Annotated in this window: 18 protein-coding genes; 3 read left to right on the top strand and 15 right to left on the bottom strand. The window is 57.9% G+C overall.

Annotated elements, in window-relative coordinates; genetic code table 11:
• Positions 1-12: 12 nt before the first annotated feature.
• From DSM3645_RS31600 to DSM3645_RS03720, 6 genes are all read right to left on the bottom strand, one after another.
• Positions 13-2,934 carry a TolC family protein gene (locus DSM3645_RS31600; protein ID WP_002650695.1) on the bottom strand — a complete coding sequence of 974 codons (2,922 nt, stop codon included), beginning with the start codon at positions 2,932-2,934 and terminating at the stop codon, positions 13-15.
• 145 nt (positions 2,935-3,079) lie between these two features.
• Positions 3,080-4,102, bottom strand: a complete 1,023-nt coding sequence (locus DSM3645_RS03740) for a ZIP family metal transporter (protein WP_202594920.1) — start codon at positions 4,100-4,102, stop codon at positions 3,080-3,082.
• Between the two features lie 42 nt (positions 4,103-4,144).
• On the bottom strand, positions 4,145-5,773 hold the full coding sequence (locus DSM3645_RS27640) for an HDOD domain-containing protein (protein ID WP_002650693.1): 1,629 nt from the start codon (positions 5,771-5,773) through the stop codon (positions 4,145-4,147).
• Between the two features lie 120 nt (positions 5,774-5,893).
• The gene (locus DSM3645_RS03730) at positions 5,894-6,559 is read right to left on the bottom strand and encodes a response regulator transcription factor (protein ID WP_002650692.1); all 666 of its coding nucleotides are present in this window, start codon (positions 6,557-6,559) and stop codon (positions 5,894-5,896) included.
• A gap of 224 nt (positions 6,560-6,783) precedes the next feature.
• Positions 6,784-7,893, bottom strand: coding sequence for a 3-dehydroquinate synthase (aroB, locus tag DSM3645_RS03725; RefSeq protein WP_002650691.1), 1,110 nt, complete (start codon positions 7,891-7,893; stop codon positions 6,784-6,786).
• Positions 7,894-7,926: 33 nt separating this feature from the next.
• On the bottom strand, positions 7,927-8,154 hold the full coding sequence (locus DSM3645_RS03720) for a hypothetical protein (protein WP_040351584.1): 228 nt from the start codon (positions 8,152-8,154) through the stop codon (positions 7,927-7,929).
• 113 nt (positions 8,155-8,267) lie between these two features.
• On the opposite strand from DSM3645_RS03720, the gene DSM3645_RS03715 reads away from it, so the two are divergent.
• Positions 8,268-8,756, top strand: a complete 489-nt coding sequence (locus DSM3645_RS03715) for a hypothetical protein (protein WP_002650689.1) — start codon at positions 8,268-8,270, stop codon at positions 8,754-8,756.
• On the opposite strand, the gene DSM3645_RS03710 is transcribed toward DSM3645_RS03715, so the two are convergent.
• The 3 genes from DSM3645_RS03710 to DSM3645_RS03700 all read right to left on the bottom strand — a co-directional run bounded on the left by DSM3645_RS03710 (position 8,737) and on the right by DSM3645_RS03700 (position 12,462).
• On the bottom strand, positions 8,737-9,675 hold the full coding sequence (locus tag DSM3645_RS03710; protein ID WP_002650688.1) for a rhomboid family intramembrane serine protease: 939 nt from the start codon (positions 9,673-9,675) through the stop codon (positions 8,737-8,739). The two genes, DSM3645_RS03715 and DSM3645_RS03710, sit on opposite strands and share 20 nt — an antisense overlap.
• Positions 9,676-9,827: 152 nt before the next feature.
• Positions 9,828-10,691, bottom strand: coding sequence for a glycosyltransferase family 2 protein (locus tag DSM3645_RS03705; RefSeq protein WP_002650687.1), 864 nt, complete (start codon positions 10,689-10,691; stop codon positions 9,828-9,830).
• Position 10,692: 1 nt separating this feature from the next.
• A complete protein-coding gene (locus DSM3645_RS03700) occupies positions 10,693-12,462 on the bottom strand; it encodes a hypothetical protein (protein ID WP_002650686.1) in 1,770 nt (589 codons plus the stop codon).
• A gap of 262 nt (positions 12,463-12,724) precedes the next feature.
• On the opposite strand from DSM3645_RS03700, the gene rpiB reads away from it, so the two are divergent.
• Positions 12,725-13,162 carry a ribose 5-phosphate isomerase B gene (gene rpiB, locus DSM3645_RS03695; RefSeq protein WP_002650685.1) on the top strand — a complete coding sequence of 146 codons (438 nt, stop codon included), beginning with the start codon at positions 12,725-12,727 and terminating at the stop codon, positions 13,160-13,162.
• Between the two features lie 153 nt (positions 13,163-13,315).
• Here the strand turns inward: rpiB and DSM3645_RS03690 are convergent, their stop codons facing one another.
• The 4 genes from DSM3645_RS03690 to DSM3645_RS03675 all read right to left on the bottom strand — a co-directional run bounded on the left by DSM3645_RS03690 (position 13,316) and on the right by DSM3645_RS03675 (position 15,982).
• A complete protein-coding gene (locus DSM3645_RS03690; RefSeq protein WP_040352080.1) occupies positions 13,316-13,579 on the bottom strand; it encodes a lipoyl domain-containing protein in 264 nt (87 codons plus the stop codon).
• Positions 13,580-13,754: 175 nt separating this feature from the next.
• Positions 13,755-14,705 carry a PDZ domain-containing protein gene (locus tag DSM3645_RS03685; protein ID WP_002650683.1) on the bottom strand — a complete coding sequence of 317 codons (951 nt, stop codon included), beginning with the start codon at positions 14,703-14,705 and terminating at the stop codon, positions 13,755-13,757.
• 60 nt (positions 14,706-14,765) lie between these two features.
• Positions 14,766-15,440, bottom strand: coding sequence for a hypothetical protein (locus tag DSM3645_RS03680; RefSeq protein WP_002650682.1), 675 nt, complete (start codon positions 15,438-15,440; stop codon positions 14,766-14,768).
• Positions 15,437-15,982, bottom strand: coding sequence for an RNA polymerase sigma factor (locus DSM3645_RS03675; protein ID WP_040351583.1), 546 nt, complete (start codon positions 15,980-15,982; stop codon positions 15,437-15,439). The genes DSM3645_RS03680 and DSM3645_RS03675 overlap by 4 nt, the downstream gene beginning before the upstream one ends.
• Positions 15,983-16,359: 377 nt before the next feature.
• Between DSM3645_RS03675 and DSM3645_RS03670 the strand changes: the two genes are divergently transcribed.
• Complete coding sequence (locus tag DSM3645_RS03670; RefSeq protein WP_202594919.1) at positions 16,360-17,400, top strand: aldose epimerase family protein; 1,041 nt, start codon at positions 16,360-16,362, stop codon at positions 17,398-17,400.
• Positions 17,401-17,944: 544 nt separating this feature from the next.
• Here the strand turns inward: DSM3645_RS03670 and DSM3645_RS03665 are convergent.
• Positions 17,945-19,162: a carboxylate-amine ligase gene (locus tag DSM3645_RS03665; RefSeq protein WP_002650678.1), complete on the bottom strand. Its 1,218-nt coding sequence runs from the start codon at positions 19,160-19,162 to the stop codon at positions 17,945-17,947.
• A gap of 198 nt (positions 19,163-19,360) precedes the next feature.
• Positions 19,361-20,824, bottom strand: coding sequence for a RimK family protein (locus tag DSM3645_RS03660; RefSeq protein WP_002650677.1), 1,464 nt, complete (start codon positions 20,822-20,824; stop codon positions 19,361-19,363).
• Positions 20,825-20,827: the final 3 nt, after the last annotated feature.

The following is a 20,827-nucleotide window of genomic DNA, read 5'->3' as shown; positions in this document are numbered from 1 at the left end:
TCCGCTCGAAATTCATCCGTTTTCAAGCGGGAAAAGAGGCGCCGCCGGCTGCTCCCCCTCTTTTCGGGCACGCATCTGCTGCAACATCTGCTGAATCTCGCTGTTGGTGTACCGCCGCTCGCGACTTACCTCGATTTCGTAAGACTCTGGCAGCGGTGCGACCAGCGCTTCGTCGGCAGGGCTTTTCGGCTGGTCGACGATCGCCACTTGGTCGGAATAAGCCGAAGGTTTCGGTGGGGCCGAAACGTTCTCTTTCCCCTGAGGCAACAACCGCGCCAACCAGCGATCGACGCGCCACAGCGGCGGCTCCGGCGATGCAGGCTGAGCCAGATCGGTTGACTCGGTTTCCTCCACTTCCGCTTCTTCGGGAAGCTCAAAGAACCCTTCCTGCAACCATTCCATCGGCACGGCCGGAGGCAATTCAATCTCTTCCGAAGTTTCGGGAGGCCGCAAATCCAACGGCGTATCGATCCAGATCCCCTCTTGGTCAATCTGCATAATCCCCAACTGGCGATAAAGACGCATCCGGTTCGCTTCGTAGTTGAGCCAAACGCTCATCAGGTTGTTTTGCGTATTTCGCAAGTCAGACAACGCGAACAGCAAATTCTGCGCGGCCGTGGGCCCCAACGACAACGCGGGTTGGCCTGGTTCGGCGGGCGCAACCGGTGCGCTCAGCGCTTCGCGCGTTTGATCAACGCGGCGAATCGCGATCACGACCGCTCGCCGCTGAATCTCTAAATTCAAACGAAGTTGCTCCAACGTTCGCAGCGACGCTCGCAGATCGGCGAAGACCGAGTCATCAAACTGAATCAAGTCGCGGCGATCTTGCTGATACTCGATCAGTTGCTGACGAAAGCTGTTGCGTTCGACCAACCGTGTCAGCGGCGGATCAAACTGAACCGACGCGCGCAGCGAGCCTGTTTGACTACGGAACTGAGCCGGGTTCTCGCCCAAGGTCTGCAGGTCGCCGCTAAACGCGATCGTCAAATTCGACTTCAGCGCGTTGGCGTTGTACTCGATCAAGCGCCAAGTATCGACCAACGACGCGCGATTGTTCATCCAGTCCAAGCGATTGGCGCGAGCAATTTCGAGCGCCTGTTCCGGCGTCAAATAGACGCGTTGCACGTTGATCTGCTCGATCCGAGCGCGAGCTTCGATCAATCCCAACTCGCTGACCAGGTTCTTCATTTCGACTAGGCGAGCGACCAGCTGATCCGCGACAATGTTCGGCTCGACCTGGCCGATCTGACCGGCGAGCTTCTCTACGTTCTCACGATTCGCATCGTTGCGAGACTCCAAGTCGTCGACTTCCTCGATCAAGCGATCCTTGTCGCGCTCGAACAATCCACGCTCCGACTCCGTCATTTCCAAGGTGCGCGTCGGGGTGACGCTCTCCAGCTTTTGCAGGTCCTGGGGAATCTCACTGACGCGAGTGTCGACTTGATGCTGTAACGAATCCACATCCTGGATCGACATCTGCAGATCTTCGAGCGTCGGGATATGCGGGAGGTCGCCAAACTGGGAGATGTATTCTTCGATCGCAACTTGCGTTTGCGTCGTCGCGGGATCGGTCAGTTTGAACTTTTGAATCAACTCGTCATTCAGCGCGATCGGCAAGTTCGGCGGCAGGCCCAACGTCGAACGCTTGAACGTATCGAGCGCCGTCTCGAGGTTGTTGTGCGCCTGCAGCAAGTTGGCCCGTTCCGTCTCAATATTTTGCCGAAATTGATCGACCTGCGCGATATCGATCAGACCGGCGTCGAGATTCGCTTCTAAGAGATCGAGCGTTCGCTCTTGGGCCGAAAGACTGTCTTGCGTGTTACGAATCTGCTGCAACTGTTGCAGCAAACCCAGGAACCCGCCGACCGTGCCGGCGCCGCCGCCTGCGAAACCAGATCCGCTAGCTCCTGCTCCCCCGGCGCCGTTGGCGTTGAATCCGCGCCCAAAGCCGGTCGCATCACCCACGCCGCCGAAACCGCCGCTTCCTTGTCCAGTAAACCCGGTCAAACCGGTGCCGCCAAAGAAACCGCCGCGGCGCTGGGGACCCGCAACGCCGAGCTCGCCGAACGCGACTTGCGTGTAAAACCCTTGCCGATATTGGGCGTACGCGCGCAGGTTGGCCAGCAAAGTCCGCTCGGCGATCGTTAGCTGTTCGAGGGCGATCACTCGACCGCCGGCACGCAGGATCGGCTGTACCAAACCAAAGTTCAAAATCGACGTGGTTACGCCTCGGTTGGGTCCGGCGAACTCCCAAACGGTCGAATTGGCGATGCCGACCAAAAACTCGCCTGCGGTCGCGAACCGGCGATTCATCTCCAGCCCATTGTCGAGACGCAGCTTGCTGCTTTCGCCGCCGGCGCGCTCTTGGCCCAAATGCTCGAATTGCGTGAAGTTGCCGCCAAAGAACTGCACGTCAAACCGAAAGCGTTCGGTGCTGACGTCGAGCGAGGAGAGATAAATCGTCTCCAACTGCTGTTGGTAGTCAGGCGATTGCAAGATCGCGAGACGGACCGAGTCGTCCAGGTCGAGCATGATCTCGCCTTGCTCGGTGACTTCCGAATGCTGGTAAAGCTCTTCCAACCACCGGGGGTTTTCTAAGATCGGGCGGATGCCGTTGCGTCCCCAATGACTCCATCCCTTTTTGTTGTCGACCATGTGCATATAACGATGCGAATAAGGGTCATCCGGCGGCATCGGCGGTTTGACCGGATCATACGTATCGTAGTAGCGGCTGCGCGGATTGACATCGATGTTGAAATTGTCGATCGCCCAGCGCGGATTGTTCGACTTTTGCGCCACCAGTGATTGCGCTTCGGCGTCGGCGTTGGCGACATAGCCATATCGGTTGCAGCCGCTCGACGCCCAACAGAAGAGGGTCGACAGCGCGGCGCACGTCGCAAGCTTCCCGATCGTAACTAAGGACTTGGGGTTCATAGGGTCGCCTGAGCGTCCCGCTCGCCGCGCACGAAGGGACTGGAGGAATAATCGCTATAGGCGATTAATTCGTCACAGTCGCCACGACAACTTCACGCCCACCCTGACAATCGGCGCCATCCCAATAATCGTTAAGGTCGTGCGATTAGAGCTCGCGATCGGGCGACATTGCTGGCAAAGGCAATGGCGCCGTCGCCGGTGCTGGCGCGTGATGGTGGGCATGAGGAGGCTCGAGCCAGCCGATTGCAACTGCTAGCAGCGCACCCAGCAACAACACGCTCGACAGTTTCCATTTGTCGTGAGAGTGGAACTGGATTTCCGGCAGGATGTCGGCAAGCGCGATGCAGATGAAGACGCCCGCCGCAAAGCCTAGCGCGCCGCCCACCACGTTGTGTCGCCAAGCGTCATCCAGACTGCCGATCGCAAAATAAAAGAGGACCACGCCGATCGGGCACATCAGCGAGTAGCCGAAGTTGATCAGATTCATCGATGTCGCCGACCATCCCCCGGCCCGCATGACAAAGGTGATCGACAGCGCATCGAGCGGCTTGTGCAGCACAATCCCCAAAAAGACGCCGAGGGCGAGTTTCGCCAAACCGCTTTCGGCATGCGCCGCGGCGGCGACCGCGGCCGCCAACGCGATTCCGTCAATCAGCGTATGCAACGAGAGCCCGAGAAAGATCCCTAGCCATCTCCAGACCGATTTTGGCCCCTCGTCGCCGTGATCATGATCGCAATGCGCATGTCCAGCGTGGGGATCATGATCCTGCGGATGTTCAGCGGCGGCGACTTCAGGATATTCCTTCTCGACCGGCGCATGCTGGTGCGAATGGAACACCCGCATCAGGAAAAACATCGACAAGATGCCGACGAACATTCCCCCCACGGCGACGTCGATCGATCCGCTTTCGGCGACGCCATGCGGCAACAGATGGAGCACGCCGACGCCCAGCATCAAACCGCCCACGCCGCTCATCATCAACTGCATGCGCGTATGCGTCAGTCGCATTACCGAGGGCAGTGCGCCGCCCAGCATCGAAGCGGCGACAATCAACCCGCAATAGACGGTCAGTACGACAAATTGGTCCATGGCCCTACGGGGAAGCGGCGGAACGAAACGAATTGGTCCACGATAGACGTTCAGCGTGAAAATGCAAGTGGATTGCATGAAGCGCGGAGAAGCTCAACGCCCCCAACGGGCGACCATCCCTCACAAAATCTCGATACTTTTCACGCCATCGCCGCCGCATCGCCGCGCGACTTCCATACAGCGCGTCGCGGCGTCCGCTAGTTCGCTAGACCGAAAATTCTTCGGCGCCAGCGCAATCGCAGCGGCTCCGACGCTGATCGTCAGCGGGGCCGCGCCTCCCATCTCGGCGCGTGCCTGCGCCCAACTACGGATTCCCGTCACCAGGCGTTTCGCCGTTTCCACCGCCTGCATCCGGTCCTGCGACGGCAAGACGACCATTAGAACGGCGTCGGCCGAGGCAAAGCAGCTGCCCGCATCTCCAATGATCGCGCCAACCGCTTTCTCGAGTAATTGCCAGGTATGGACGAGTTCGTCGGGTCCTGCGTGTAACAGCAAGTCATCGTACCGATCGAGGGTCAACTGCAATACCGAAATCGGCATCCGTTGTTGTCGGCAACTCTGCACTTCGACGTCCAGCCGCGCCACGGATGATTTGTCCAGCGCGATGCTCTTGGCGGATGCTTTCGCCGTTTCGATCGTCGCCACCGCGGGGGATTGTGGGGAAATTCTGGGAGCTGCGATCCGAGCCGCGTTTGGCGAACGATCATGAAAACTGGCCACGGCGGACGTCAGTTCTTTCGCTTCGCGCCAGGCCTTGTGCAGTTCCAATTCTTCCGGATCATGGCGCGCGACATCCAGCGCCGCGTCCATGCTCACTTCCGACAGACGCGCGTAGGCGGTTAGCATGATCTCTGCGTAAGACGACTTATCGTCGATGCGGACGCGCATGACGTTGGCCAATTGCTTGACCTTCTCCTCGACGCGCGTCGCAAGTTGTTCAAAATCCGTAAGATCGGACGGTCCATATTTTGCGACCGCCGTTACCCAGGAGGGCAATGCATCGAGACGCTTTCCGGCCAGAATGTCGGACAAACGGTCGGCTAAGACCAGCGCACGCGCCGTTTCCGAGAGCGGCTCCAGTTCCAACGGCGCGGCGAACGGCGACGGCTTGATAGCCGACACCGCGTCAATGATCCCAGCCGGCAATTTCCAATACGTAAGCAGGCGACTGCTCAGTACGATATGGTCAAAACCAAGCGTGCCGACTTCCATCTGCAAGAGAGACGCTTTTTCCTCGTCGGTTTTGCGGACAAAATGCGCGTACGGCGTTCCCAAGTCCTGCAACAAGACCAGCATGCCGATATCGGCCAGCAAGCCGGCGATAAACGCTTCATCTCCGTTGCGATATCCGAGAAACTCCGCAATTTCGCGGGCGGCGACCGCTTTGGTCAGCGCGATGCTCCAGTATTGGCTCAGCGAATCCGCCTCGACGCCGTCCAGCAACTCTCGCGGCAGACTAAAGCCGAGCACCAAGAGCTTCAACGGCTTCATCCCCAACAGCGCCAGCGCTTGATGCAGATCCGATACTTGCCGCGAAAGACCAAACAGCGGACTATTCACCGCGCGCAAGATCTTGATCGTCAGTGCGGGATCGCGCTCGATGCAAGCTTTCACTTGCAACGCATCGATCGAAGGACGGCCTGTTAATTCCAGCACTTCCATCGCCACGGCGGGCAAGGAATAGAGCGAACGAGCGCGCTCTACGAACTGCTGGATATAGCCAGTTTCGGCGGCAGGTTGAGAGGTCATAACACACGGGCAGAGATGAGGGAGCAGGAAAGGTAAGCCCTTGGTTTCGGGTTACCTAAAAGACTAGCTCACTCCAAGGAATTCGAACGCCCAAAATAAGCGTTGCGACCGCGCCAACCGCTACGAAACGATCGAATCCGAGTTGGACGAGGACGAAGCCTGCATCTCTTCGGACGGGGAAACTCCGGCGACTAGGGTCATGCGAACCAATTCGGCCAGACTGCGTGCGCCCATCTTGCGCATCACATTCGCTCGACGAAGTTCCGCCGTTCGCAAACCGATGTCCAATTCCTTCTTGATCACCTTGTTCGGCTTCCCTTCCAAGACGCGCAGCAAAACGTCGCGTTCGTCTGTCGAGAGCGATTCAATCCGCGAGCGATAGCCGTCTCGCTCCGAAATCAGATGAAAGCGAGTTTCCTCTTGCTCCATCGCCTGCTGGATCGCTTCAGCGATCTCGCCGGGACGTCCCACTTTTTCGAGGAACGTAGTCGCGCCTGCCTGCATGGCGCGAACCGCCAAGCGGACATCGGCGTATCCAGTGACCACGACGACCGGCAAATTCAAGTCTTTGTCTTGCAGACGATGCACAAGATCGACGCCGGAGATCCCCCCCATTCGCACATCCGCAACGACGCAGCCGCGGAGACCAGGATCAAACTGTTCGAGAAAGCTCTCCGCCGATTCAAATTCGACCGCCGGATAGCCAAGTGACTGAACGACCGATGCTAGCGAAATTCGCGCATCGCCATCATCATCCAGTACATATACGACTTTTTGTTGGTTCATTATCTGCCCCATCGAGTGAATTGCGATTCGCCGGATTGGGCGAATGTGCTCTTGAACGAAACATGACCAACGCGGTTCTAAATCACACCCGGACTATGCGATCGAACCAACGAACGTCTTCGCCCCTCACTATAGGGTTCGCAGAAATTCTTGATATGCACGAAATGATAATTGGCGCATTCCCACATTCCCTCTGCGGAGAGGCGCAATAGGTCAACGCCCTATCACCCATCGTTGATCGCCTGTTTCGCCAGCTTAACGGGGACATCGCCGACTAGTTCAACCATACCTAGCTTCGTGGGCAACACGAATTGCAACTTGCCATGTTCCACTTTCTTATCTCGCTGCATCGCCGTCATGACCAGGTCGATATCAACCTGGGGAGGAACTGTCGGCAAACCAAGCGCTGACAAGAGCTTCCGCTGACGTTGCGTGACGTCAGGCGATATCCGACCGAGCGATTCCGCCAGTCGCGAAGCGCACAACATGCCGATCGAAACCGCTTCGCCGTGCAGCAACTGGCCATAGCCGCAGGTCGCCTCAAAAGCATGACAAAACGTATGGCCATAGTTCAGTACCGCCCGCAATCCGGTGGTCTCCCGTTCGTCTGCTTGCACGACATCCGCTTTCAGCTGGCAGCACCGAGCGATCACCTGCGTCAGAACTTTCCGATCGCGTAGCTGGATCGACGCGACATTCGCTTCTAAGTAAGCGAAGAAGTCGGGGTCCAAAATTACCCCATACTTGACCACTTCTGCCATTCCGGCGCGGTATTCCCGCTCCGGAAGCGTCGCCAAGACGTCGACATCGATCAAGACTCCTTGCGGCTGCCAGAACGCGCCGACCATGTTTTTGGCCGTCGGAAGATTGACGCCGACTTTGCCTCCAACGCTGCTGTCGACTTGCGCTAACAGCGTTGTCGGAACTTGAAAAAACGAGAGTCCGCGGGCGAACGTCGCGGCGATAAAGCCGGCCAGGTCGCCGATCACTCCGCCTCCCACGGCGATGACCACCGTCTTGCGGTCGGCGCCTTCGGCCAGACATTGGTTCCAAAGCTGATCGGCCATCGCGATCGATTTGCTGGTTTCGCCGGCCGGTACGGACAACAGCGTCGTCCGCATCCCGCTCGCAGCGCAAGCGGCGGCGATTCGATCGGCGTAGAGAGGTCGCACCTGATCGTCGGTGACCAAGACCGCGTGCGAAATCTTGGCACGCGCGGAGAAAAACGGGGGCGCCGTGTCGATAATCCCAGCGCCTATTGCAATATCGTAGCTGCGTTCGCTCAATTGCACGCGAACGATTTCATGTTCCGCCGTCAACGCTGCTCGCTTCATAAGTAAAAGGAAATCAAAGTCGATCCGATTCGGTTAGGCGCGCGCGCCCACTCGATCGAGATCTTCCGCCGTCACGCTAATCATGCGGCAAAAACCGGTATGGATCCGGACATATTCCAACTGACTGCAACTCGCCGCGTCATCATGCAGCAAACGCTCAATTCGCGGGCGATCGGCCGCCGCAGTGTCGCATTCGGCCGGCCAAATGGTTCGTTCTTCTACAATCAACGCTTCGCGATATGGATCAAAATCGTCAGGCATCGATCCCACTCCCGGAGAATAGTCGACCTGCAAGCGGTCATCCGCTGCGGAAAACCCAAGTATACTATGACGCGGTCGAACGAAAAATTACCTCTATCCCGCTGCTATCGTGCATGAAAACTCGCGGAACATGGCTGGTCGCCGCTATTCTCCTGCTCGCCGCGACAATCGCCGGGCTAAATCTCGCCTACCACTGGAGTCGCACCAAGGAGGCGATCGTCTATTTTGGCCCGGATGATGTCGTCCTCATCCGCAGCGCCAAACAGGTGCAACTGGTCCGTCAGATCGATGGAAGCGAGGAACGACGCGACATTTCGCACGTCGCTGATCTCGACGATCTGCAAAAAGCGTTGGTCGAAGACGCCAGCTATCGATTTCCAGGCGTCGACTCGTCGTGCGAGCCGGACTGGCCGATTGCGTTGGAGTTTCACCATGCAGGTAAGACCTGCACCATCGCGATCGATCTGGATTGCGGTCAGATTAAATCGACGGGACGCGAAAAGGGATTAGACGCGGCGCCGATCCAAACAGGCCTGCGCGAGTTTATCGACTACGCCGTTTCGCGCTCGACGCCGATCATGGTCACGAACGGCTCGGAATAAATCCGGCGATCACGCCGGCGATCAGCCCGCAGGTATGACCCCAGTTGGCGATATTGCCGACAAAGCCGAGCCAGCAAAGGCCGAACCACAGCATCATCATCAGCACCGACTGGCTCGGCAGATAAATGCCAAACTGGGGCTCAAAAGTCGACTTCACCCAGGCGAAACCAAACAGGCCAAACAAGACGCCAGAGATGCCGATCGCATACAGCTCGCTGGCGTTGCCGGTAATAAAAATCGACGCCGACGCCGCTGCGACATTGCCAAAAATCGCCAGGCCCAGCACCATCATCAGGTAACGGCCTGATCCCAGACGGCGTTCTAAAATTCCGCCAAACGAGTACCACATGTACATATTAAACGCGATGTGCATTAGTCCGCCGTGCGGAAAGATCGGCGTGATTAATCGCCAAACTTGTCCTGCTTCGATCGCGACAAACGGATCGTGCTTGAGCATCGCCGCCGGCAGCATCGAATAGGGTGCGAAGGTCAGCCAGTCGATGAGCCAGTTTCCCCTTAAGCCGGGAAAAAAATTGGGGGCGAAAAAGCTGACCGCCGTCACGCCGATACAGATCCACATGATGGTCATCGTGACCGGCGCCATGCGGGCCATCATGCCGGCCCCCCCTAACTTGCCGCGCATGTCATGCACATTCTTACGGCGCTGTTCGTCCTTCAGGTATTCCACCTTTCGAATCGAGTTCGCCTCTTTCGAAGCGTCGGCGTAGCGCTGGTCGTTAGGGTTCGAGAGATAGGCCTGGAGTTCGCTGCGCGCCTGGTCGATATGCGATTCGTCATGAATCCAGATGGTGAACTCGCCGTTACGCGGATCGGATTTCGCCTCGATCCCTTGCGTCAACAGGTAGTCGACGAAGCGTGCCGCTTCTTGATCCGATGCAATGGCGCCGATTTGCCGCATTTCATTATTGTCGCCCCGGGGGACGCCTTATTGAGTCGCAGCGCGGCGTCACGCACTTTTCTCGTGGGCGCCGCGCTGCGTCTTGTTCCGTTCAGTTCCAATCACTCGACTATTGTAGGACAGTCGAGCGAGGATGGGCGCCGCCCCTGCGACTAATCGCGCCATCCGTAACGCAGAATGCACCAAATTGCCTGAATTGCGTCACGCATGCCGATCTTCTTGCCGCTTTTCCAACTGCGCGCGTTGTACGAAATCGGTCGCTCCACGATCCGAAAGCTGCGGCGAGCGAGCTTGGCCGTGATTTCGGGCTCAAACCCGAAACGGTCTTGCTCGATCGTTACCGAGCGCAAGGCCGAAGTCCGGATCGCCTTGTAGCAGGTCTCCATGTCAGTGATTCGCAGCCCAGTCGTAAAATTCGACAACCACGTCAAACAGCGATTTCCGGCGCGATGAATCCAAGACGAGTTGACGTGCCGCGCTTCGCTAAATCGCGATCCATAGGCGACGTCCGCTTCTCCTTCGAGAATCGGCTGAATCACGGTTAGGATATCGCGCGGCTCGTATTCCAGGTCCGCGTCTTGCACGATGACCACTTCGCCGCTCGCCGCGGCGAAACCGGTTCGCAAAGCGGCGCCTTTACCTTGGTTGTGGTCGTGATATTTGATCTTCAGATCGACGTAATGCGCGATCCGAGCCAATACGTCCCGCGTGCCGTCGGTGCTGCAATCGTCGACCACGATGATCTCGGTGTCGATCGGCAACTGATGAATCCGACGAACAATTTTTTCGATCGTTTCGCGCTCGTTGTAAACCGGGATCACGACGCTCAACCGAAAGCCGGGCGGAAAATGATAGTCGCACGGTGCGCAGCGCTGCTCGGTTTGATCGGCGCTGAGCGCTTGCGATAGACGGTCAATCTCGTCCAAGCGGCGATCGATCGCGGTAATGGTTTCCCCTTCCCAATCGAAGGATTCACGCGGCGAACTGGTCCGCGGCGCGATCATGGAGGCTGGCATTCTATTTCCCCTTTTCCGTATGGTCCGGCATGATGGATGGTAAAGGTTGCGCACGCGCGATCGCCTGACGGCGAATCGGATGTGCAGGCCACGCAACGGCGCCAACTTGCGGGGCATCGCTGATTTGGCGCTCTCGCGGCGGAACGTAACGCGTCGAGGTCGGCTCACCGTACTCGTCGCGACGGCCCCAAACTTGGGCCAATGAATCTTGATAAAGCAGCGTCCACTCCGCCGAGTGCTGCTGCATGGCTTGGGTCGAATAAGGTTGTCCCCGATCGATCAACACCAGATCAGGCTGACCATATTTCAACACGCGACCGGCGTCGGGCGGCCCTGACGCGGCGCTGCGATTTCGCATCTGCGGATCGGGTCCCAAAATCAAATCGAAGTGCATATCGAGCACCTCTTGCGGATAGCTCGTTCGAAATCGACCGTCGAATTGCAACTGCGTATCGCCGTCGCTCGCCAGCGCATGAATCGCGTACTGGGCCCAGTTGTAAGTCGCGACGAGACGACCTTGCAGATGATGATCGGCCATGTATTGCATCGCCGAAACCGGATACTGATCGCGCGGCGTCGGCATCTGCGAAAGCCGGGGGACCAGCGCCGCGATCAGCACTCCATACACGACGGCCAAGCCGCCGCCCATCATCCAGGCTTGCCGCGGCGACGGACTCTCGGTCGCCGAACTAGCGCCAAAGCAACGCTCCCAAGCCGAAGCGACATGCGGCGCGTACCACAGCCCAAACAAAATCGCCAAAAACGGCGTGTGCCGTTGATGCGCCAGCGCCTGCCAACCAACGACGCCGGTGATCGCCAACTGCGTAAAGTCGAGCGGCTTACGGCTGCATAGGATCGAGAAAACCAACGCCGCGATCAGCGCAAAAAAGGCGACCGACGCCAGGTTCAGTTCGTAAAGCGGATGCCATTCGGTAATCTCGGGCCGCGCCGTTCCCAAGGAATTCAGCAACCAGCGATGCAAGTGGGGACCGTAGGGATTCACCAACGTCGCCAGGCCGCCGACGACCGCCATCAACGTCAATCGGCGCATCATGCCGGCGCCCTGCCAACCGCGATCGAGCGATAACTCGAGGAAACGACAAATCAAATAGCCCAGAAAAACGGCGTACCCGGCGACAAATCCGCCATGCGCGTTGGCCCAGACAAAAAAGAGGGGAACGCAAAGCCATAACCATTTCATCCGCGGGTGCGAAGCGGCGAGCGGTTGATAGCTTTGACGACGAAACTGGGCCCCCAACCATGGCAAGCGCCAGTCGTTTCTCCAGCCGGCGAAACATTGGTCCAGCAAAATAATTAATACGGTGAACAGGGCGAAGCTTGATAGCTGCGGTCGCGCGTTCCAGTGATTCGTCAAGTTGAGAGCGACTAACAGCGCGACCACGCCAGAGACCAGCAACGGCAATCGTTGCGACTCGCAGCGCCACAGCATGACGCCGACGATCGCTAGTCCTAGCAAACACTTGCCCCACAACAGACCGACGGGCCCGATCGTCTCGGCGCCGATCGCCAGCACGACTTCGCTTAGATTTTCATGATTGATCCAACGATATCCCTCGGCCGTGTAGCTGTAAGTGGTCGTCGCCGGCAAGCCTTCGCGCAGCAGATCGGCGCCATATTGCACGTGCCCCCACAGGTCGGGATCGGCGACGTTAGGCGTCACGGCCATCGCGACCGCTAACAAAATAGCGGCGAGCATTCCCCAATGAAGAATGCCCCGCGGCGCGGCTGGGGATTTGGAATCGACCGACATAACGAAAAGCGCGGGTGGGAAAGTGGACGAAAATTCTCCGAATTCAATGCAGAAGAGTAGGTCATACAGATTCATCGGCCGGAAAATGGAAATTTGCTGCACGAATTTGGCAAAAAAAGAACCGTAAATGCCGGCTTAACGGCCAACCGCACCGCAGTTGCCGGCCTAACACGATCGGATTCTGCCGACTATGATGGGGCGATTCGCCTCCTCTCGCCGTCGTGCGGGGGGATCCCCTCCAATCCTTTCGTCAGTTCGCCCAATGAAGATCGTCGTCGCTTCCGACCACGCCGGCTTTCACTACAAGCAAGCGATTTTGGAGTACTTACAGAAATTGGGACACGAAGCGGCCGATTACGGCACGTTTTCGGCAGAGTCATGCGACTACCCTGATTTCATCATGCCAGCCGCTCAAGCAGTCGCCGATGGCAAATTTGAGCGTGGAATCGTGCTCGGCGGCTCCGGCAACGGCGAAGCGATCGCGGCCAATCGGATCCGCGGAGTGCGCTGCGCTTATTGCTGGAGCGTAGAAACCGCCCAGCTTGGCCGCCGGCATAACAACGCCAACGTGATCGCGATGGGCGAACGCCTGATCGAGTTGCCGCTGGCGCTAGAAATTGTCGACGCTTGGCTCGCCGGCGAGTTCGAAGGGGGCCGGCATCAACGTCGCATCGAGAAGCTCGACGTGTTCGAAGGCTAATTCAGGGGTAGCGTGGGTGGAGCAAGCGCGCAACGCGTCGATTCGCTCAGGGGATGTCGCTCGCTGGCGTAACGCACCTTCGACCTGCACGCGGATTGTTGGGTTTCGCTCCGCTGCACCCAATGTACGAAGTCTCAAGCCGCTGGCGCGATGCTAATTCAGCTCTTCGCTAGCAACGATGGCGCCAAGCAACTGCCCGACTTCAATCCGATCGTCTTCATCGACCATCTTCTGCGACAGGACGCCCGACTCGGGGGCGACGACGTCAAACGTCACTTCGCCGGCGAAGACTTCGAGCAAACGATCACCGCGGTAGACTGACTTTCCCTTCGGCACCAGCCACATGCTGGCGCGAAGCGTTGAGTCATCCAAACCGAGGTCGGGCAATATCAAGGGAACTTGGCGAACTTCTGACATAAAGGGCAAGACCGCGCGATCGATGTTTTTGTTAACGTGCGGCGAAATTAATAACGGCCAACCGCGATCCAAACAAGGTCAAAACGAATCTAGGCGCGCATAAAAAAGCGACGTGCGCCTTGCCGCGCACGCCGCTCTCATCCCTCTTCTACCTGGCGAGAAACAGGTCTGCATCTTAGATCGCGTGATCGTCTTCCGCCGCTGGCGGCTGCGGTTGCCCCGGCAGCTGGCCGCGCATCTGAGCTTTCATCTCTTCGAGCATCTTGTGGATCTGCTGCAGTTGCTGCTGCATCATTCCACCCGACGCCCCTTGCGGCATTAGCGATTCAATATCAATTTCTCCCTGCTGACCAAACGGCATGCCGCCCAGCGATTGCTCAATCAGCGGGCGAATATCATCCGGCAACTGGTCCAGTTGATCGGCGGTGATGTCGTACGACTTGCCATCTTTTTCGATGTGCAACTTCGCCGGCTGGTCTCCTTGGTGCTGGATCTGAACGGTGATGTTCTGACCCATTTGCGGCAAAGCAGGTCGAGCGCCGGCGTGCGGCAAGAGTTGCCCGGGGCCGAAGAACCGCATTCGCATCGCGTCACTCGGCTGTTGCTCGGCCATGCCGCGCATCATTTCGGACTGCGTGATCGCCGCGATATCCTCTTGCGTAATCGTGCGTGGAGTCACTTCGAGCGTCGTCTCTTGGCCGTTATGCAGCACGACCAGCTTCAGCTTCTCCCCTTCGCCGCCGCGCACCGCTTCGACCAACTTCCGCGCTTCGACCAGCGGTTGACCATTCAGTTCCAACAGCACGTCGTCCGCTTCTAGTCCCGCTTGCGACGCCGGGCTGCCGTCAAACACCGCTTCGACATAGACTCCCTTGTCGGCGAGTTGCGGCAGATGCCGCTTGAGCAAGGTCGGCACTTCGGCGGCCATCTTGGCGCCGATCCAGAAGTGTTGCTCAGCCGCTTGTTTCTCCGGCTTCGCTTCGTCGGCCGGCTGGGCCTCAACCGGTTTGGCTTCGACAACTTTGGCGTCGCTATCGGCTTCTTTCGCCAGCAGCAAATTGCCGCCGCCGACCGTCACGGCCATCGCGGCCAACATCAAGCCTTGGGAATACCAATTCAAGTTCATCGCGTAAAACTCCTGCTTCGTTTTGGTTTGTGTTGTGCGTGGTCGGCGGTTGGCCTGGGCCTAGGGAAAGTAGTGCTTCGGGGTCGGCTCTACGACGACCTCTTGCATCGGAATCACCGCCTGACGTCCATCTTTTAAAGTCACCGGCACCCACTGTTGCTTTTGCTGATACGTCCGGCCGGCGTCGCTCAGCTCTTGCAACTCCGCCGCGCTCATTCCGAACGAAGTCGGAAAAGGCGCCGCAGGATCAAATGGTTTGCTGTCATCAATCGCAATCGGCATCCGATCGACTCGATCGCCGGAACGATAGTTGACGAACAGCCCATTCTCTTGCGGAGAATTTTGAGAAAGCGGAGAAACAACCGACGTGCCGCCGCTTTCTGAAGTCGTCATAAAAGGCGCGGCCAGTTGACCCCCGATAAAGGCGATCATGACCGATGCGGCGAGCGCCGCTAGTTGACCCAAGCGACCATCCCAACCGCGGGCGCCGTGGAGGATCGGCGCCGCGGTGGGAGTTGTCGTTGCGGCGCGGGGAATCGCCGCGGGGGGGGAATCAACGGTTTGCGGTACTGCTCGCCGCCAAACTTGGTTTTCGACGAATGTCAGCGCACAATCGCGCCATGCCTCTTCCTGATCCAGCCGCGTCAGTAAGTGGCGCTCTTGTTCAGCTGACAGTTCGCCGTCAACCAATAGGTCAATCTGACGTTGCAATTCGATTCGTTCGTTTTCGTTCATCGGCGGGTCGCTCCTGCGACGTTCCTGGCACGTAGTTTGTCGCGTAGTCGCCCGCGAGCCCGATGCAGTCGCGCTTCCACTGCGCTGTGGCTCGCGCCGATCCTGTCGGCGATTTGCTGGTAACTCCAATCTTCCAAATACTTCAGCAGCAAAATCTCGGCGTCGCGCTGCGGAAGTTCCGCGAGCGCGTCGCGCACTTGCTGCTGACGCTCATCCGCCAGAAGCCAACCGAGCGGATCCCGCTCGGCCGGCGATCCGGCCTGCTGAGCAAATTGCTCGATCTTGCGTTGCTGTCGCCCCTGCTTTCGCCGGAATAGCAACGCTTGTCGAATGGCAATCTGGTACAGCCATGGTCCGACGCGATCGAGATCTCGCAGCTTGTCGCTGCCTGAAACGGCCGCGGCGAATGTCTCTTGAAACGCGTCGTCAACATCATCTTTGTTGCGCAAGCGTGCATATAAGACCGCACGCAGCCATTGCTCGTGTTCAGCAAGAATGGCTGGCCAGTCGGGCTTCATGCGGTTGTCTGCGCTGCTGGACAAAGTTGCTGCTCACTGTTCGCATAGATAGTTACCGCTGACGCCGTCGTCTTGCGGAGAATCTGAGAAAAAAAGGGCCCGCTTGAGATCTTTGGCGCAACAGCCCTTTCTACGCAGGAAATCTTGGCTTGGTTTTCCGCCTGGGGCTCGGTAATTATGGACTTTCCGCCGCTTGGCCGACATAATGCGCCGGCGCTACGAACCGAGAACAACCACCCAAACATGCAATTTAGGGCTATTTCACAGCCGCTAAGGGGAGTCGAGAAATGAACCAAATTATGAGATGCTGGTGCGTCTTATCGTTGGCCGCGAGCCTATTGGGGGCGCAGTTCGTCCTCGCCGCCGAGCCGACGAAGTCTGCCGCAAAGAGTAACGCCGCTATGTCGATTGCATCTCAACCCTTCGGCAAAACCGCCGATGGACAAGAGGTCACCCTGTTCACGATCAAGAACGGGGATCTAGAAATGGAACTGATCAATTACGGAGCGACGATCGTTTCGCTCAAGGCTCCCGACAAAAATGGAGTGCTCGCCAACGTCACGGTCGGCTTGGATGACGTCGACCTGTACGAAGGAGGCCATCCTTATTTTGGCGCGACGGTCGGTCGCTTCGCCAACCGAATCGCCAAAGGCAAATTTTCGCTCGACGGCCAAGAGTATAGCTTGGCCCTGAACAACGGCGAAAACACGCTGCACGGCGGAACCAAAGGTTTTAGCCGCTACGTCTGGGACGCCCAAGAAGTGAAAGAAGCCAACAGCGTCGGCGTCGCTTTCACCCGCACGAGCCCCGATGGCGAAGAAGGTTATCCCGGCGCTTTGACGGTCACCGTCCAATATCTGCTGACCGGCGACAATCAGTTGGTCATGGATTACGCCGCGACTACCGACGCTGCGACCGTCTTGAACCTGACCAACCATTGCTATTGGAATCTGTCTGGCGTCGGCAGCGGCAAGGTTTACGATCACCAACTGAAGTTGGAATCCAACGCCTATCTGCCGGTCAGCGACGCGCTAATCCCCACCGGCAAAGAAGCGCCGGTCAAAGGGACGCCGATGGACTTCACGACCTTCAAGCCGGTCGGACAAGATCTGCAAGCCACCGGCGGCGATCCGGTCGGCTACGATCATTGCTTTGTCCTCGGCAGCCAATCTGGCGAACTCGCGCTGGCCGCGACCATGAAAGATCCGAAGTCAGGCCGCGTGATGCAGGTCTACACCACCCAGCCCGGCATCCAGTTTTACACCGGCAACTTTTTGAGCGGCCTACCGGCTGAAGCCCGAATCGGTCAGCACGAAGCGTTCTGCCTAGAAACGCAACACTATCCCGACACGCCGAACCAACCCAACTTCCCGACCAGCACGCTGAAGCCCGGCGAGAAGTTTCATGAGCAAACCGTGCATCAGTTTAGCGTCGAGAAGTAAGTTGCTCGGCGCAGCGAGACCCACAAAGACTTGCAACTTTCTCGTGTTTTACTTAAAATAGACTCACACATTTCAACCTGTGAAGCCAAGAAGATCCCAGTTACGGGAGAGGTTACCGGGGCAATTTGTTGCGCTAGCTAAAAAAGCGCGATCCGGTCCGCAGCGAGAAAAAAATCTAAGCGGTCCGGTCCACTCAACCGTTCTGAAAAAAAAACGCTGCAGTCCAGTCCACATTGTGAAGCGAATCACGAAGTCTCGCTGCCCACGGGGCGAATGCAACATCACCTCAAAAGCACGCCAGGCGACGAAAAAAAACGGTCCGGTCCAACCCTGTCCGGTCCTTGGCTATTTGGAATGGAGGCCGCAATCCCTCGGCTTGCGCACTCGGGCTATTATTGGGTTGGTTCAACTTGTTAGATAGAAAAAAAACAACGCGGTCCGGTCCAGTCCCGGCGATGGAATAAAACCGACGTAGGCGCCGCTGCGCCCAACGCATTCCCTTTCGCATGTACGATCACGAACAGGTTCGTGGCCAAGGCCTGACCTACATACGAAACATCGCTCCTTGCGATAAACATTCGGCCAGTTCGCTGTAGACCGGTTGGAGATGAGAGAGATCGTGGCCCGCTTTCTGTAGGATCCGCCGCGCCAGCGGGCCATCGGTCAGGATGACATCGAGCGGGCTTTCTTCAGCCGGAGTTTGCCCCAACTCGGCCAGAATATGCCGCCATAGTTCGGCTACGGTCGGGCGCTGGCGAGCGCTGTAGCCAAATTGACGTAACAAGTCGCCGTCGGTGATTGGGGTCGTGTCGGCGGTGCGGATCGTTTCCAAAAAGAGTTGTGACAGCGGCATGGTCGCGACCAGCTGTTGTTCGGCGAATGAAGTCCACTTTTCGCTGACGAGCGCCTTGAGCGTGGCGACGACCGCCTGCAAGATCGCCAGGTCGGCGGCAGGACATTCCTGAATGTCGAGAACACGAATTTCGATCGCGCCGCGATCAAACCGCGCGATGGCGCCGCGGGCATTTAAAAACGGATACTGCAACATTCCTTCGGGATCATGCGGTTCGATATCGGCGTACATCTTCTCGAAGATCTCGCGCTGATAGTCCCCTTCGGTATAGATCGGCTCTGGCACAATCGCCGCGGTCAGCGACGGAATCCGCTGCGAGTTGGTGCGGTAAACTTCCATCCGCGTATCGAGGAAGCCGCTCGGCTTGCCGTCGCAAATCGGCGAACTCGCGGCGAGCGCCGGCAGCAGCGGCATGATCAAGCGAATCGCCGCATGAAGTCGCCCAAATTCGTCATCCCCGCAAAACGGCAGGTTCAAATGGACGCTCTGCAGATTCGCCCAACCATGACCGCGACAATCGAAGATGCGATTGTAGGCCTGATAGATCGGGTTGTAATCGTGCGGCCACAGTTGCACTGTGTGAGGATCCATCCAGGGATGCATCGCCGTCGGCAACAGCCGAGCGCCCAGCGACGAGAGATACTCGTTGGCCTGCGTGACATGCTGTTGAAAGTAGTCGGTCAGCGGGTCAAGTGATGCGGCGGGCCCGTTGGTCTTCAGCTCGATGACATGCAGCGCCAGTTCGTTCGACCAGGCGAGCTCTCCCAGTTCGACCTCCGAGATGATCTCGCCGGCCGCTTTTTCGAGCAGCAAGTCTGCGATCGGGCGAACGTCGAGCGACTGGGCGTCGACGATCATGTACTCAAGCTCGACGCCGTAAGCGTCAAACAGATGCAGCGGGTCGCTCATGACAAAAAACCAATTAAAGAGAATTTCGAAAGAGTTCTGGACGCCCAGGCTTCTATCAGCCGTTGGACGTTAGCCCCGGTTTCTGAATGAAGGGAACCTGTTTCTATGGACAATAGGAAAACAACCGCGGCTAACGCCGTGCGGCTGATTTCGTTGGACGTCGACTCCGCACGATTCATGGCACAGGGCTCTGGGTCACTACGACAAGCCGGCTTTGCGCTGTTCGATCCGCCGCAGAAAGACGCTGATGATGCGACGATAGAGCTCGTCTTTCAGGATCGCGTCTTCGTAACCGGCGTCGAGGTTCGGATTGTCGTTTACTTCGATCACGCTGAAATTTCCGTTCGACTCTTTGACGTCGACGCCGTACAAACCGTCCCCAATCAGATTGGCCGCTTTCAGGGCCACTTGCACCGCTTTGCGCGGCGCCAGCTCGATCGGGATCGTTTCCGACTTGCCGTAGCGAGTCTTTCCTTCCTTTTGCTGGATGATCTGCCAGTGACCGGTCGCCATGAAATACTTCGCGGCGTAGATCGGCTGGCGATCGATGATCCCGATGCGCCAATCAAAGGTCGTCGGCAAAAACTCTTGCGCGATGATCAAGTCCGAATGCTCGAAGAATTCCTTCAGCTTCGCTCCCAGCTCCGCTTCGTTTTTCACCTTCACTACGCCCCGCGAGAAGGCGCTGTCCGGCTCTTTCAGTACGCAGGGAAAGCCCAACTGCGGCGCGATTTGATCGGCCGTTTCGGCCTGCACGACCAACGTTTTGGGCGTCGCAACCTTGTGACGCGCCAGGATCTCGGCCAGAAAAACCTTGTTGGTGCAGCGCACGATCGACTGCGGATCATCAATCACCACCAGACCTTCGCCGGCCGCGCGACGCGAGAAACGATAGGTGTGGTGATTGACCTGGGTCGTTTCGCGGATGAAGAGCGCGTCGAACTCGCCGATGCTGCCGTAGTCGTCGCGGGTGATCATTTCGGCGTGAATGCCTTGCGCTTCGGCCGCTTTGATAAACTTGGCGAGCGCTTTTTCGTTCGACGGCTTATCGGCATCGTCAGGATTATGCAGGATCGCCATGTCAAAGCGAGCTCGCGCCCGCTTCTTGAAACTGCCGCCGCGACCAGCAAAGTGATGCTGCGCCGCTTCCAACACAAAATCCCAATGCGGGTCAGGCACATCATTGGTCGAGATCGCGTTGATCGCTTTCAACTGCCAGCCGTTTTTGTCGCGCGCAAAGCTGGCCCGCAGCAGCGGCGTTTGAAACTGATTAAAGAGCTGCGTGCAGAGACGATCGTAGCGCTGGGCCATGTTTCGCCCGAAGTAAATGCTCAGCTCAAACTTATCGGACTTGATCGGCGCGAGCGACTTCTCGATCAGCTTTTCCAGGTCGGAAGAGGCGAGACGGACGATCGCGTGCGTCTTCAAGTCTTGGACGGCGGTGACGCTGGGCAGCGGCTTGTGTCCGCGCGCTTCGGCCAACAGCGAAACGTAATAGCCGATCGTCTGATACTTGTAAGAGCGGCAGAGATTAAAAACTTTGACGCCGCGCAGCTCGCTGAATTTCGTATCGGTGAGATAGTCGTTGGCGGCGACGACTTGCACATTTTCAATTTGGGCAGGCCAGTCATCTGGCGTGTTGGTGACAATCAAAACGGACATCGC

This window comes from Blastopirellula marina DSM 3645, assembly GCF_000153105.1.
Classification (GTDB): Bacteria; Planctomycetota; Planctomycetia; order Pirellulales; family Pirellulaceae; genus Blastopirellula; species Blastopirellula marina.
The sequence above is the reverse complement of the archived record's forward strand: the minus strand, read 5'-3'. Positions and strand labels throughout refer to the sequence as shown.